Consider the following 15335-nt stretch of genomic DNA (forward strand, 5'->3'; position numbering starts at 1 on the left):
TCAAACGCCGGAGTGCAGGCGGAATTTTTCGATCAATTCAGCGATGTTATCGACCTGTAGCTTTTCGAAAATACGTGTTTTATAGGTGCTTACCGTAGATGTGCTGAGATTTAATGCCTTAGATACTTCCATAATGCCCATGCCCTGCACCAGGTATTTGGCAACGTCCACTTCCCGATTGGAAAGTTTATTCAGGGGGTTGTCTGCTCTAAGGACGGATTTTCCCATGGTCAGCGTGTTGTAATACAACTCTCTTACTTCCGGGCTCATGTATTTGCCCCGTTGGATAACCGCGAGTATTGCTTCTTTTAAATCGGCCTTTGACGTGTTTTTGTTTAAGTAACCTGCCGCACCAGCCTGCAGGTAACGGAGCGCATATAAGGTTTCATCATACGAAGAAAACACCAATATTTTAATGTTGGGCTGTACAACCAACACTTTTTCAATCATTTTGATGTTATTTCCGCCCGGCATATTGATGTCGAGAAGCAGTAAGTCGTACGGCCGCTCAGATAACAGTTTGATCATCTCATTAAAATCCTCGGCTTGGGTTACCTTTGCTAAAGGCAAGGCTTCCTTTACGACGATTGATGTGCCCAGCCTAACGATGCCGTGATCATCTGCTATCAAGATCTCTGTCATTTGTAATAAATGTTTGTCATAGACGCACCGTATTCACGGCGCTTGGTTATTTCATAAGTAATGAATGTCAACATCCACAAACTTTGCAAATATAGCGCAAAATATATTTGCATTAACCTTTTAGGTTAAATTTAATGGATTGTCGGTAAAAATATGTGCCGAACGGTTAATTTATGCGGTAGATAAATGTTACATTCGGCCGATGGACTGAAGCCTGCGTGGGTTGCTACTGAAAAAGATACTTGCTAACTCAAACAGGCCTGTTGCCTTTTATGAACAATGATAAAAAAAAATTTGATTAAACGCTAAAAATGTCCAATTTAGGGTTTAGAAAATATTTAATTAAAAATTTAACCTTATTGTTTATGGGATTTTTAAAGGAGTTTAAGGAGTTTGCCATGCGCGGAAGCGTAGTCGATCTCGCCGTGGGTGTGGTTATCGGCGGAGCCTTTGGCAAAATCGTCACCTCATTGGTAGATGATATCATCATGCCTCCTATCGGATATCTGACCGGGGGAATCGATTTCTCGCAGATGCGATATGTGATCCAGCCCGGAGACGAGGCAAGTGGTGCGGCTGAGGTTGCGATCGCTTATGGAAACTTCATCAACGTCGTTATCCAATTTATCATTGTCGCTTTCTGTATCTTCTTGGTGATAAAAGGGATCAATGCACTGAAGCGGAAAGAAGAAGAAGTTCCGGCAGCTCCGCCAGCGCCCTCAAACGAGGAAGTGTTGCTGACAGAAATCAGGGACTTACTCCGAACAAAACAGTAATAAAAACATGGGCGCCCCACGGCGCCTTTTTTATTAAAAGGTCTTAGCGATATCCGGACGGGTGAGAATGACAAAATGCGCCAAATGGCTGAAGGCGGCCCAGTCCGGATCAGGAAACGAATCGTGTGGGAAACAGGAGATGTTGGATACAGTCATGCGCCGAGCATAGTTATGCAATTGGGCAATGGTGCCCAGTTGTTCATCGCTGTGAAAACGGCCGTTTAGGTGCAGGATTTTTTTTACCGACTTCTTTTTTGCCAATTTGCTGATCCGATAAGCCATAGTGGCATCCCATAAATTCTGGCTTTGGTATATTTTTAGATTGCCCATCCCTTCATGACCGCCCATGAGGCCTGCGAATTTGTCAAAGTAGGCGCCGGTCAGGGTGTCTATCGGAAGGGGAGCAAGCAAGGATCTGGCGGATTTATCCAATGCCTGGAGGCTTTCCAGGCCTTCGCGGGTTACCCGGTTGGTATAACGGCTCGGTGCATTTGCCGCCAGTACCGGCAAATGATGCGTTTTGGCATACTCGACCATCGGACGGTAATCCGTATAGTTGTTCCATAGCACAGCGTCTTTTGAGAGGTTGCGCTCGGTAACGATATTGGATAGGTATTCATCCAATACCAGTTGATCATCACTGACAAACATTTCCATAGAAAGTGCTATCCCTTCGTAGCGTTCATCCATTGCCTTCAACAGTTCGTATTCCAGTACATGAGCCACAGAATCGTTGTGCTCTTCGCCGAAGAATACAACATCGGTATTTTGTAAGGCATCTGTCAGTTGCTGCAAGGTAATTTCCCGTTGCGCGCGGGTGTCGTATATGCGATATAAGGCACTGTCTAGTTGAAAGGCGAGCGCTGCTGAAGGCAACAGACCGATCAAGCAGCAAAACATCCATTTTGTCATGTTGCGAATATACAGCTTTTCGGAGGCTTGGTGTCATGTGAAAAAATATCAATGATAAATTTGATATTTATCTGATTAACCTGTACATTTGCGCTCTCATTTTCGAGGGTTATTACTAAAGATATTAAGCGTCATGAAGAGAACATTTCAGCCGTCGCTACGGAAAAGAAGAAATAAGCATGGGTTCAGAGAGCGCATGAGCACCGCAAATGGCCGCCGGGTATTGGCTGCAAGGCGCGCGAAAGGCCGCAAGCGTTTGACCGTATCGGACGAAGGCCGTCACAAAGCCTAATTTCCGCATTACCGGTGACTGCTTGCGTCCGGAGCCTTCAACCGGTTTCGGATAGGTCATCGATGATGAAAAAGCATACATTTCCAAAAGAAGAACGATTGTGTAGTAAAAGGCTGATCGATAGCCTTTTCCGGGATGGTTCTTCTTTTTTCATTTATCCCTATCGGATTACATACCTCCGCGTGGAAGGATTGCAACCCCCTGTTCAGGTATTGCTCTCGGTATCCAAGCGACGGTTTCGTCATGCGGTGCATCGGAACCTACTGAAACGCCGCATGCGGGAAGCCTATCGTCTCCAGAAAAATGAACGGTTGTATCCGGTTTTTGAAAGCCAGCCTTTGGGGCTAGTTTTGGCCATACAATACGTGGGAAAGGAAGTGCTCGATTATGCATTCCTGTATAAACGGATGACCGATGTATTGAAAAGACTGGAGGAAGAAATGCAATGAATCCGCTACGGTTTGTCTGGAAAAAAATAATCGGACCTGCGTTAGGAGGTGTCTTTCTGGTGTTGATCCGGGCATATCAGCTGTTATTGTCGCCTATGCTCGGTGCCTCCTGCCGTTATACACCCACCTGCTCACAATATGCCGTAGAAGCTATTCGCAAATATGGCCCGTTCAAAGGTGGGTGGCTTGCCATAAAACGGATTGCCCGCTGTCATCCCTGGGGAGGGCATGGTCATGATCCAGTTCCCTAACTCCGCAAAATTCATTACTTTCGCATTCAGCTATGTCCAACCATCATATCCTTCAATTCGAAACGGCTACGCAGGTATGTTCCGCGGCATTATCTACCAATGGGGAAACGATTGCCTTCCGGGATGTCAACGAACCCAATATACATGCTTCACGCCTGACCTTACTGATTGAGGAAATACTCCGGGAGACAGGTCTATCATTCCCCGATCTTTCCGCTGTGGCCGTCAGCAAAGGCCCCGGATCGTATACGGGCCTGCGGATAGGCGTTTCCACCGCTAAGGGACTGTGTTATGCAACGGACCTTCCACTCATCGGCATCGATACGCTAGCGGGTATGGCAGCGGGGTTTAAGGAACTCCATAAAAGTTCATTGGACGCAGATACATGGCTGTGCCCCATGATCGATGCCCGTCGCATGGAAGTTTATAGGGCCATTTACGATCAGGCGCTCCGTCCACTTGCACCCGTTTCCGCTACCATCATTGACGCTCAGTCATTCGATACATTGAAATCCGGCCAGCGGATTGTCCTGTTTGGTAGCGGTGCAGATAAATTGAATACGTTGTTTTCGGGCAATGAACGTGTAGAAATCATTGCAGATTTTAAAAATTCAGCCCAACACTTAAGTCATAACGCATACCGGAAATTTTTGGCCGGCGAATTTGTTGATGTGGCCTATTTTGAACCTTACTATCTAAAGGATTTTGTGACTACCACTCCCAAAAAGTAGCACAACGAGCGGGAGACCCGCTGTAATGTTGATTTTCCCATCCCCATCAAACCTGAAATATAAGCTGTTGCGGAACCTATATTAAACAATCGATTGTTTTGTAAGAAATAAAATTACGCAAACGGTTGATGTTAATAAAAGATTGCAGAAATGTCTATTTAAATTTAAGTTTGTTTAAAACACAAGGGATTTTGTAGATAAATTTCAATTTTTTCAGGTGTGAAAGTGAAAAATACCTAATTCCTGTTTTTATAAATTGTGAAAAGAAAGATTTGTTCGCCCGTAAGAATAAACTGCCACTTTTTTTTAATCAATAGCACTGCAATTTGGGTCAATGTGACGAGTATTTGCGACATGGAAGTGTAAATGTGTTGGTTTGGTGTTGCCTTTACCGCGGTTGACAACGAAACAAAGTTGAATACTAAAGGAACATTTTTTACACTCGCACTTCCAACCGGGCGCAATTAGTCTTACGAAGTGCCTTAACATGACGTATGATTATGAAACAAACTCCAACAAACTCCAGCATTGTCCGGCTATGCATATGCATAGCCGTGATATGCAGCGCGACGCCGAAACAGGCAGCGGCAGGTGGCGCAACAAAAGAGGCACAATCGGCACAGCAAAGCGGGTTCAGCCAGCAAGTAGTAACGGGTACGGTAACGGATAAGACCGGTCCGTTGCCCGGCGTGACAATTACGATCAAAGACGATCCGAGAACCAGCGTAGCGACCGACGGAAACGGTCATTTCACGATCAGGGCTCCGGAAAATGGAACATTGGTTTTTAAAACCATCGGTTACAAAACGATGGAAATTCCGATCAACGGGGCGTCTTCACTAAACGTCACCATGGAGGAAGAAGTAGCTAACCTGGATGAAGTGGTGGTAGTCGGTTACGGTGTCCAAAAGAAAGTAGATGTAACCGGAGCGATTTCCTCCGTTAAAGGAGCTGATTTAAAGCAAAGCCCCGCTGCCAATCTCTCGAATTCCATTGTTGGGCGCACGCCGGGAGTTATTATTAGCAATCGTTCGGGCGAACCTGGCCGCGACGCTTCCGAGATATTGATCCGCGGTAAAGGTACATTGAATGACAATAGTCCCCTCATTGTCATAGATGGTATTGCCAATAGGGGCGATTTTGACCGCATCAATCCTGAGGATATAGAAAGTGTGACGATCCTGAAAGATGCGTCAGCAGCGATCTACGGTGCACAGGCGGCAAATGGTGTAATCCTCGTCACCACAAAAAGAGGTATGACGGGTAAGCCCACCATCACATATACCGGAAACTATGGATTGACACAGCCAACGCGCATACCCAAACTGATCGATTCATACCAATTTGTTCTATACAAGAATGAAATCAGTGACAGACTGGGAGTTCCCCGCCAATTTTCCGATGCCGACGTGGAAGGATATAAAAATGGAAATGACGCACTTAATTTCCCGAATACAAATTGGTACGAAGCCGTCGTTAAAGATCTTTCTTCGCAAACCCGTCATGCCCTTTCGTTAACCGGAGGCGGAGAAAAAGTTAACTATTTCCTTTCCGGCGGATATTTGTACCAGGATGGCATTTTTCATAATTCCGGCACCAACTTTAATCAATATAATCTCCGCTCCAATACGGACGCACAGGTGACCGATAATCTCAAGATTTCCGTTGACCTTGCTGGCCGGATCGAAGACCGGAAATACTCCAATTTCGACTCGGAAGAAATTTTCGGAAGAACCTTGATAACGTTTCCAACGCTGGCAGCCTATTATCCGAATGGCCTGCCCGGAGCTGGGGTAGAAGGTGGCTTGAACCCAGCCCTGATGGCAACGGGTGTGACAGGCTATGAGCGGGAGAAGGATTATTTTCTTCAGTCCAATTTGTCCGTCGAATGGAAATTGCCATTTATCACCGAAGGTTTGTCGCTAACGGGGATTGCCGCGTACGATTTTCGTTTTAATAACAATAAAACACTCAATAACAATTGGGATGCTTACAACTACGATAAGGTTTCCGGGGAATACATCAACCTTGTCAACAATGAGGGCCCCATCGACCTGACCGAAGCATTCCGGAACTATAAGCTTACGACCTATAACGTCAGGCTCGGCTATGACCGTACGTTTGGCGATCATGCCATCGGTGCGTTTGTTGCGTATGAGCAAAGCGAAAGTTATGACGAAGGCATAAGTGCCTTTCGGACCGGGTACCAAACCGATCAAATCGATCAAATAACCGTGGGAGGCAGTGCGGGCTTAAATAACGATGGAACGGCATTCCAGCTTGCGCGCCGGAATTTTTTCGGAAGGGTCACATATGGTTACAAAGACAAATACCTGGCTGAATTTATCCTGCGCCGCGATGGGTCTTTCAATTTTGCAAAAGGTAAGCAATGGGGTACGTTCCCCGGGGTATCACTCGGATGGCGGGTGTCGGAAGAACCATTCTTTGAAAGAAGCGTTGCTTTTATCAACGAATTGAAAATAAAGGCTTCCTGGGGAAGATTGGGTAACGATAAAATTGATGCTTATCAGCACCTGCTCCAGTTTAATCCGGACAATGGTTACTATTTTGGAACCGGCAATGACAGGGTACCGGGCCTTTCCATGGGAGTCGTTCCCAATGTCGATGTAACATGGGAGGTAGCCGATAATAAAAACGTCGGAATCGAATCGTCTCTGTGGAATGGCTTGCTGAATGTGAATGCCGACTATTTCTATTCCAAACGATCCAATATCCTGTTGCCGCGTAATGCTTCCATACCCACCAGTACCGGACTGAATAGCACCAATCTGTCTTCCGAAAATATAGGAAAGGTCAATAACCGGGGTTACGAACTGGAAATCTCCCATCATAGAAATGTCAACGACAACTTTTCTTATCACGTCGGGGTCAATCTGACGCACGCTAAAAATAAAGTGGTTTACATGGATGAAGCAGCGAATATCCCCGATTGGCAAAGGATAGAGGGGCACCCGATGGATTCCTGGTTGCTTTATAAATCAGCTGGTATTTATCATACACAGGCAGAGGTAGACGAATCAGCACATCTGCCCGGTGCTATGCCTGGAGACATCCGCTACCTGGATATAAACGGTGATGGTAGGATCACTTCCAATGACCGGATACGGATCTACGACAGCCCAACCCCCATGAATATATACGGCGTTGTTCTGGGGGCAAACTTTAAGGGATTTGGTGTGAATATGCTGTGGCAAGGACAGGGGAGCGCGCAACAAGTCATTTTGCCGCAACAGATCAATGATAACGCAACCATACCCGTTTGGATGTTTGAGGATCGGTGGACGGCAGATCATACAAACGGCACAATGCCTGCATCTTTTGATCGCACCGATTCGAAGAATAACCTGGTGTCTGATTTTTGGATCAGGAATGCGGCGTTTATACGCCTTAAAACCGTTGAAGTATCTTATACAATTCCAAAGTCGGTCGTTTCGCAGCTAAATATGCAGGATTTAGGAGTCTTCGTAAGCGGATTTAATCTGTTTACAATCAGTGAAATAAAAGATTATGACCCTGAGTTAAACGCGGTTAGCGGTAGTTATTACCCGCAAACCAGGATATTCAATTTAGGTGTTCGTGCTTCTCTGTAACGCTAAAAATACGAAAAATGAAAAGGATAAAATTCTCGGTACAAATAGGGGTATTGATTGGTTTATTGATAACCGCCAGCTCCTGTGAACAGGATTTTCTCAATAGGAAATCTTTAAATGCCTATTCAGAGGAAGATGTATGGTCGAATTTGAATTTAGTGCAAACTTTTGTAAATTCCAAATACCGTAGTCTTCCGCATTTCTATTCATCATCCCGGGTCGTGCCCAGTGCATCAGGCCTTTCTGCTTCTTCCGATGAAGGATACTGCCAATGGAATTATGAATCGGTCTGGTTTTTTAATTTGGGTCAGATAACTCCTGACAATCTGAGCATGGATGCCTGGCAAGGCTACTATGGATTTATCAGAGACTGCAATACGTTTTTTGAGCACATCGATGCCGTTGAAGGAGACGAGGCGTTGAAAGAAAGGCTGATAGGGGAAATGAGATTTATCAGGGCATGGTGTTATTTTGACCTCATATCGCGTTATGGTGGTGTACCGCTGATCACCAAAGTGTATAGCCTGTCCGACGATGATTACCTGGTTTCCCGCAACTCATATGATGAATGCATGGATTTTATTATAAAGGAACTGGATGAAGCGGCAGAAACGTTACCGGTCTCTTATAGCGGTGCAGACATCGGCCGGATCACCAAAGGCGCTGTGCTATCCTTGAAATCGCGTGCGTTACTGTATGCAGCCAGTCCACTCAATAATCCGGCTAACGACAGAAGTAAATGGCTGGATGCGGTTGATGCAGCAAAAGCAGTGGTTGATTTGGATGCATATACCCTGTATGAAGGTGCCGATTATAAACAGATTTTTCTCGAAAAATTTAATCCCGAAGTCATTTTGTCCTTTAACATCAATGCAACCCGGAATCCGAGTGGCAGTTTTGAATCCAGGTTGAACGTATTGATAGGGCCGAACGGCCATCATGGATGGTCGGCGTATACTCCGTCGCAATCGCTGGTCGATCAATTCCCCATGAAGAACGGAAAAATGATCACCGAAGAAGGGTCCGGTTACGACGAGAATAACCCCTATGAAAACAGGGATCCAAGATTTTATGCAGATATCCTGTATAACGGAGCGGAATTTAGGGGCAGACCCTATGAGTCTTTTGTCGGTGGTCTCGATAGCCCACAAAGTCCGGTTGAGAATTGGAATGCGAGTTTAACCGGATATAACTGGAGGAAGTATTCGAATGATGCGCTGCCCATAGACGAAAACATCGGTACCGATCAAAATTGGATTATCTTTCGCTATGCGGAAATTTATCTGAACTATGCCGAAGCCGCTTATGAGACGGGGGACGAAGCTACTGCCCGTAAATACCTGAACCTCGTTCGTTCACGCACAAGTGTCGGAATGCCTGATGTTACCGCTTCTGGCAACGAGTTATCTGAGGCGATTAAACTGGAACGGCAGATTGAGCTTTGCTTTGAAGGACATCGTTTTTTTGATGTACGTCGTTGGAAAATTGCGATGGAGACCGAAAACCGTCCACTGCGCGGTGTGACAATAGAGAAAAAGCCATCCGGCGGATTTTCCTATTCCTATTTCATACTGCAGGATAGGAAATTCGAAGAGAGAAACTATTGGTATCCGATTCCGAAATATGAAATGGATAAAAACGAGAATCTTGAACAAAATCCTCAATATTGATAAAAGCAGCATCGGAGAAGCCGTCGAAAATAAACGAAAGACGGCTTCCCGTTTTTTTCAACAGCCTTTCTCTCATAACCACCCCTTCCGCTTAAACCAAAAATAGATTCCGATGGAAATACCGACCATTAATACCATGACCGCCGGATAACCGTAGTACCAGTCGAGCTCCGGCATGTGTCTGAAATTCATCCCATAGACGCCAACCACGAAGGTAAGCGGCATGAAAAACACGGAGAAAATAGTTAGCACACGCATAATTTCATTGGTCCGCTGTGAAGCGATGGAAAAATACATGGATAGCAACTGGGCCGTGTTTTCCGAGAGGTTATCGAAAAATGTCTGTGTGCGCACGTAAAGATCGCGGAGGTCCCGCGTATAAACATCGCTTTTTTCAGGCGAGTCGATGTTATCCACAATCTCATAAGACAGCAGCATCACCCTGCGGATCACGTCGATCTTCCGTTTTACGAAATAAAGACCGCGTAAAATGGGAGACGTTCGCTGGCGCAGAAATACCCGTTCCTCGTAGTAGTCCAATGATTCAGAGAGTTTGAAGCCCGGCTTTTCGAATGTAAGAATAGATTCCCGGATCAACGAGTTCAGCAGATACAATGTATTGTCACATTTACCCGTGTCGATCCGCTTGGTTTTCACCAAATCGATCAGATTGCCTTCCGCCCGGTGAATGGTAATGAGATAGTCGGCATTGAAAAATATGGAAATTTTGTTCGTTAGCTCCTGTATCGTGTCCGCCTCATGAGGAGGATTGGCGGCAAGTACCCTGAAAATTACGAAGGTGTAATTGTCAAATACTTCGTATTTAGGTAAGTGGTCCGGCTGCATGCAATCTTTGATGGAAGCCTCGTGCAACGTGTATTTTGCAGCCACTTCCCTGATTTCCTCATCGCTCGGGGCAGACAGGTCTACCCAGTCAAAACCGTTTCTGTCCTTGGTCGCCAGCAATTGAACCATTATTCGTTAACATTAGTCAGCCCGGCTCCGCATTGGCCGGATATACACAACCGAATGTCTAAAAAAAACTTGGCTTTTGTGCTATTTTTTCTGATAAAAATCCGTTTTTTGTCCCGACAGTGAAGAACATAACCAGTAATCAGACTACATGCCAGTACCAGTAATCAGAAAAGAAAAGATATTCGAACCGGATTCAAGTCGGGTCATTACGAGGTTCCTATATGCGGGGGAGGAACGGGCCAAGCGATTGATTATGGCGTTAATGGAACTTGCTGACAGTCAGCAAAATGAGATACTTAACCAAGTGTTACGTAAGTATTCAAAACGCCACCGGAGTATCCAGAAGATATTTACCAATCATTTCAAGCGACTGCTTCCCGTAATGGAGTTGATGGAAATCGACCATGCCAAATTGCCGGAACATTCCAAGCAGCTCATCGGAGCATATTTCACCATGGAATATTCCATTGAAGCAGCGGCCTTTTTTAACCCCTCCATCATCGAACATCCCGACCAGTCATCACTGGCGCCGGGGCAAAAGCGGATCATCATCAGTTTCAGGGCAACCGGTGAAGGACATATTTCATCCATTGTTTTCAGGCAGGGTGTGCTGGACAACCACATGGATATCGATATCGAACCGCCGGGTAAGATGCTTGAAGTGCCGGAGCACGTCAAAAACCACACCTATCATAAAAAAGCTTTTCTCCGCAAATTGAGGGAAATGTGGAGCGATAGCGGCTACCGCAACGACGAGGCCTATGAGATCATCAGCGACCAACTCCACGATACGTTTACGTATGAAGAGCTGAAGCACGCACTCCGGGAAGTGCAGGTGAAGCTGGAGCCCCGCCAGGAAAACCTTGCCTTTCTACAGGAAGTCCGCTGGTTGGCATCTTCGCATTATGAGATGACTTTTTCGCCGGATACCTCCGTATGTGAGCGGGTTATTTTCCCCATTGCTGATACCGAAAAAAACGGGATAGAAGATGCCCGGTTTGTACGGTTTGTAGGCGAAAAAGGGGCCGTTACCTATTACGCTACCTATACCGCTTACGATGGGATATCCATTCTTCCCAAGCTGTTAATGACCAAAGATTTCAGGCATTTCCGGGTCATGCCGATGCATGGCTATATCGCCCAGAACAAGGGGATGGCATTGTTTCCCAGGAAAATTAAGGGCAAGTATGCCATGCTGTGCCGGATCGATGGCGTGAATAACTACATCGCCTATTCGGATTCGGTCAATGTGTGGCGGGAAGCCAAACTCATTCAGACACCAAACCAGCCCTGGGAATTGGTACAGATGGGCAATTGCGGCTCCCCGTTGGAAACCGAGGCCGGATGGCTGGTGCTGACCCACGGCGTAGGCCCTATGAGGGAGTACGCGCTGGGGGCGTCATTGCTGGACTTAAACAACCCCGAGCGCGAGATCGGTCGGCTGAAACAGCCGTTGCTCACGCCCAACCGGAAGGAACGGGAAGGTTACGTGCCCAACGTCGTGTATTCCTGTGGCGCTTACATCCACCAGGGGCAGTTGGTTATTCCATACGCGATGTCGGATTATGCGTCAACCTATGCCACGGTTGATCTCCGTGAACTGTTGGATGCACTGAAAAAAAGCGGTTCGTCTTCAGCGGTGTAACAGTTCCTTATATACTTCGATATAGCGGTCAACCATCCGATCCTGAGAGAACTGTTCGTGCGCCCATTGGGCACAGCGTGCCCTTGAAATCGACGGAAGCTGATCGATAAAACGGATTACCTGATCAACATGCGATGAGAGGAATCCCGTTTCGCCGTGAAGAATCAGTTCGGACATGGAGCCTCTGTCAAACGCAATAACCGGCGTTCCGCAAAGCATCGCTTCCGCCACACTGAGCCCGAAAGGCTCCTCAAAATTAATAAGGTGCAGCAGCGCCGCAGCATTGCCCAGAAGCTGGCTGCGTTCTTCGGGGCCTACATTGCCAACGTACTGAATTTGGCTGCCGTCAATATACGGCGACACGTCCGTTGCAAAATAGTGTTCATCCTGCACGAGTCCGGCAAGGATAAGACGTCGGCCCGTACGCCTGGCCACTTCAATGGCGGTGTGCGCCCCTTTTTCCGGATGTATGCGTCCGAAGTACAGCAGGTAGTCATCGGGATGTTCCACGTATTCAAACTGCGAGACGTCAATTCCGTTGTATACCGTAGCCAGGTAATCCAGTTCGGGCGACCGGTCTGCGTTGCTGATCGAAACGTAGGCACAGGTGTCGTTGTATTTCTTATATACAGGGATGATTTTCGGCGATGAAAATCCATGAATCGTAGTGATCATGGGTTTGGAAATCAACCGTGAAAAGGAAAGGGGAAGAAAATCAAAATGATTATGAATAAGGTCAAATTCATCCGCACTTTCCATTACCTGACTGATGTGCAGGCATTCTTCCACTTTCGGATCCATGTCTGGATTTTCCGCATACCCCCGGGGTGCACTGTACCTGAGGTTGGCCTGCGTAAGGGAGTCGCCCGTCGCAAACAAGGTTACATCGATCCCCCGCTTCACTAGCCCTTCAGTGAGTGTGGACGCTACCTGCTCCCACGGGCCGTATTTACGAGGCGGCGTGCGCCACGCTATGGGAGCCAGTATCGCTATTCTCATCGTTTTCGGAGCCTGATGGGCGGTTAACGGGTTTTTCAAACGTCTGTTGTACGGCCAGGTACGAAATCAGGTAAGCAAGTGTGCTCTCCGCCCCCTGATTGCGATTTACGCCGTCTTTTTCCAATCCGTCGCAGCACCCGCCGGTTTCAAAATCGTAAAGACTCATCCGCAGGTCATTTTCACCGAGAAACCACATAAAAGCGGTGTAAACCGATTGCAGATAGTGGGGGTCTCCGGTATCGTTGTAGGCCTGGAGAAACAGTAGCACCGTTGCCATGGCATCTACGGGCTGCTGGTCAAACCGGGAGAACATCCCGTTGCGTCTGAACCACCCTTCGTTCCCAACCAGGCTCAGGTGGCCGCGTTGCATGGTATGCTTTTCAAGAAACGACATGCTTTCAAGCCCTACGCGGCGGAATAGGGCGTTATTCAGTAATTCACCTGCCCGCAGCATCGCAAGCGGTAGCAGGGCATTGTCATACGCGAGAAGTGACTCATACCAATGCCAGTCGTCGTGCCGGTGCGCCTCATATTCCTGCTGGAGCCGGAACGCCAGTCGGTGCATCATTTCCACCATGCCTTCGTCTGTGGGTTGGCTTTTCAGGTAGTGGTACAGTCCGAGGATGACATTAGCAATGCTCCGTATGGATTGCAACCGTTCAAATTGAGGCACCGCCTTGAAAAAAATCATGCGGGCCACTTGAAAATAGGCATCTTTGGGCGCGTGGGCGATGGCATAACCGATGGCCCACATGGCCCGTCCAAATGCGTCTTCAGACCCGACCTCGTCCACGAACTTCCGGTCAAAGCTCATGAAATTCCGGAAGGTACCATCTTCGTTCTGCGCATAATGGATATAAGCCAGGTAAATGGGAATATACTGCAATGCCGTTTCATCCTTCATCCTGCGGTACGCCATCAATGCCATCAGCAGTGCCCGCGCGTTGTCATCCAGGCAATACCCTTCGTGATAATTGGGGATACCATAGGTAGCATGCTGGAAGATGCCCGTGCTATCGGTAAGCCGCGCCACATGGTCCAGTCGCAAGGGTGGTAAGATGCTTCGGTCAAATGCCGGATCTTTCTTCGGCGGATTGGAGGTCCGTTGCTTGTTCTCCTGAAAAAGCATACTGTATAGCTCACCTATTTTGGGCCACGTGATGGTTTTTCCAAATTCAGCGGCTTTTATCTGCATCTGCCGGAGTTTTTCCGGCTGATTGAATAAGTCGATCAAGATTTGCGATAGCCCCTGGTGATCGGCGAAGTCAAACAAAGCCCCCCTACCGCCTGAAAGCAGCTCCACGGCATGCCAATAGGGGGTCGAAACCACCGCAGAACCCACGCCCAAAGCGTAGGACAATGTCCCACTGGTGATCTGGACTTCGTTGAGGTAGGGGGTTATGTAAATATCGGACGCGATAAGGTACTTAAATAAATCTTTCTGCGATGCATATTCGTTTATGAACACAACGTGCGATTCAAGGTCCAGTTTCTTGACCAGCCGGTGCAGGAACAACCGGTACTCTTCGCCCGAGTGTTTAATGACATTGGGATGCGTCTTTCCAAGGACAAGGTAAACCACATCCGGATGGTGGGCAACTATACTGGGTAACGCACAAATAACGGTTTCTATCCCCTTATTACGTCCAATGAAACCGAACGTCAATAGCAGCTTTTTATCGGCGAATCCCAGTTCCCTTCGGACGGAATCGCGGTCGTAATGGATATCGGGTACGCCATGGTGAATCACGGAAATCTTGTCGGTGGGAATCGCATACACATCCCGGAGTAGTTCCACTGCCTTGCTGGCCATCACCACGATCCGTTGTGACAGTTTGGTGATTTCTCTGGCGATGTATAATTCATTGTAAGAGGGTCTTTTAAGTACGGTATGGAATATCGTCACGACCGGGATTTCCAGGCTGTGCAATAGTGAAAGTATGTAGACACCGTTTTGTCCGCCGAATATACCGTATTCGTGTTGGACGACGCAGATATCAGCACCGCTCCGGTTGATGAACTCGGCAGCTTTCAAGTAGGTGTCATGATCGTCCTGAAGAATGACAAACTGCACTTCCGGCGGATACGTATAGTCGCTTTCCGGATCGTTGATGGCCACAACAAAACTTTCGCTGCGGTTGATATCCCGGATGGGTAATGAATCGAAAAGATTTTTTGAAAATGAACCGATTCCACACTGGCGCGGTTGGTAGGTGCTGATTAACGCAATCTTCATCATTTTTGGGTTATGGTAAAGTTAACTCGTTACTAAAACCTGTAAGAACCAATTTAGTTTCGATTATCATCAAAACTGACAAAAATTCAGTTAATGGATAAATACCAACTTCATGCCAATCCATAAAAAAAGCCGCCTTTTTGGGG

13 protein-coding genes are annotated in these 15335 nt (G+C 47.1%); 8 read left to right on the plus strand and 5 right to left on the minus strand.

Annotated elements, in window-relative coordinates; genetic code table 11:
- Positions 1–642, minus strand: a complete 642-nt coding sequence (locus IEX60_RS16130; RefSeq protein ID WP_188752438.1) for a response regulator transcription factor — start codon at positions 640–642, stop codon at positions 1–3.
- A gap of 365 nt (positions 643–1007) precedes the next feature.
- Between IEX60_RS16130 and mscL the strand changes: the two genes are divergently transcribed.
- Positions 1008–1418 (plus strand): large-conductance mechanosensitive channel protein MscL, encoded by a 411-nt coding sequence (gene mscL, locus IEX60_RS16135; RefSeq protein ID WP_188752439.1) that lies wholly within the window; start codon positions 1008–1010, stop codon positions 1416–1418.
- A gap of 33 nt (positions 1419–1451) precedes the next feature.
- On the opposite strand, the gene IEX60_RS16140 is transcribed toward mscL, so the two are convergent.
- Positions 1452–2330 (minus strand): ChaN family lipoprotein, encoded by an 879-nt coding sequence (locus IEX60_RS16140; RefSeq protein ID WP_188752440.1) that lies wholly within the window; start codon positions 2328–2330, stop codon positions 1452–1454.
- A gap of 133 nt (positions 2331–2463) precedes the next feature.
- On the opposite strand from IEX60_RS16140, the gene rpmH reads away from it, so the two are divergent.
- The 6 genes from rpmH (at position 2464) to IEX60_RS16170 (ending at position 9334) form a co-directional block, all read left to right on the plus strand.
- Positions 2464–2622: a 50S ribosomal protein L34 gene (rpmH, locus tag IEX60_RS16145; RefSeq protein ID WP_188752441.1), complete on the plus strand. Its 159-nt coding sequence runs from the start codon at positions 2464–2466 to the stop codon at positions 2620–2622.
- Positions 2623–2687: 65 nt separating this feature from the next.
- On the plus strand, positions 2688–3071 hold the full coding sequence (locus IEX60_RS16150) for a ribonuclease P protein component (protein ID WP_188752523.1): 384 nt from the start codon (positions 2688–2690) through the stop codon (positions 3069–3071).
- A complete protein-coding gene (gene yidD, locus IEX60_RS16155; protein ID WP_188752442.1) occupies positions 3068–3322 on the plus strand; it encodes a membrane protein insertion efficiency factor YidD in 255 nt (84 codons plus the stop codon). Before IEX60_RS16150 ends, yidD begins: the two co-directional genes overlap by 4 nt.
- 32 nt (positions 3323–3354) lie before the next feature.
- Positions 3355–4053, plus strand: a complete 699-nt coding sequence (gene tsaB, locus IEX60_RS16160; RefSeq protein WP_188752443.1) for a tRNA (adenosine(37)-N6)-threonylcarbamoyltransferase complex dimerization subunit type 1 TsaB — start codon at positions 3355–3357, stop codon at positions 4051–4053.
- 500 nt (positions 4054–4553) lie between these two features.
- Positions 4554–7664 (plus strand): SusC/RagA family TonB-linked outer membrane protein, encoded by a 3111-nt coding sequence (locus IEX60_RS16165; protein WP_188752444.1) that lies wholly within the window; start codon positions 4554–4556, stop codon positions 7662–7664.
- Between the two features lie 17 nt (positions 7665–7681).
- Complete coding sequence (locus IEX60_RS16170) at positions 7682–9334, plus strand: RagB/SusD family nutrient uptake outer membrane protein (RefSeq protein ID WP_188752445.1); 1653 nt, start codon at positions 7682–7684, stop codon at positions 9332–9334.
- A gap of 72 nt (positions 9335–9406) precedes the next feature.
- Here the strand turns inward: IEX60_RS16170 and IEX60_RS16175 are convergent, their stop codons facing one another.
- The gene (locus IEX60_RS16175; protein WP_188752446.1) at positions 9407–10309 is read right to left on the minus strand and encodes a magnesium transporter CorA family protein; all 903 of its coding nucleotides are present in this window, start codon (positions 10307–10309) and stop codon (positions 9407–9409) included.
- Positions 10310–10457: 148 nt separating this feature from the next.
- Between IEX60_RS16175 and IEX60_RS16180 the strand changes: the two genes are divergently transcribed.
- Positions 10458–11954, plus strand: coding sequence for a glycoside hydrolase family 130 protein (locus tag IEX60_RS16180; RefSeq protein WP_188752447.1), 1497 nt, complete (start codon positions 10458–10460; stop codon positions 11952–11954).
- Here the strand turns inward: IEX60_RS16180 and IEX60_RS16185 are convergent.
- Together IEX60_RS16185 and IEX60_RS16190 are read right to left on the minus strand one after the other, a co-directional pair.
- On the minus strand, positions 11943–12953 hold the full coding sequence (locus IEX60_RS16185; RefSeq protein WP_188752448.1) for a glycosyltransferase family 4 protein: 1011 nt from the start codon (positions 12951–12953) through the stop codon (positions 11943–11945). The two genes, IEX60_RS16180 and IEX60_RS16185, sit on opposite strands and share 12 nt — an antisense overlap.
- The gene (locus IEX60_RS16190) at positions 12904–15192 is read right to left on the minus strand and encodes a glycosyltransferase family 4 protein (RefSeq protein ID WP_229717599.1); all 2289 of its coding nucleotides are present in this window, start codon (positions 15190–15192) and stop codon (positions 12904–12906) included. Before IEX60_RS16190 ends, IEX60_RS16185 begins: the two co-directional genes overlap by 50 nt.
- Positions 15193–15335: the final 143 nt, after the last annotated feature.

The organism is Parapedobacter defluvii, from assembly GCF_014642075.1.
Lineage (GTDB): Bacteria > Bacteroidota > Bacteroidia > Sphingobacteriales > Sphingobacteriaceae > Parapedobacter > Parapedobacter defluvii.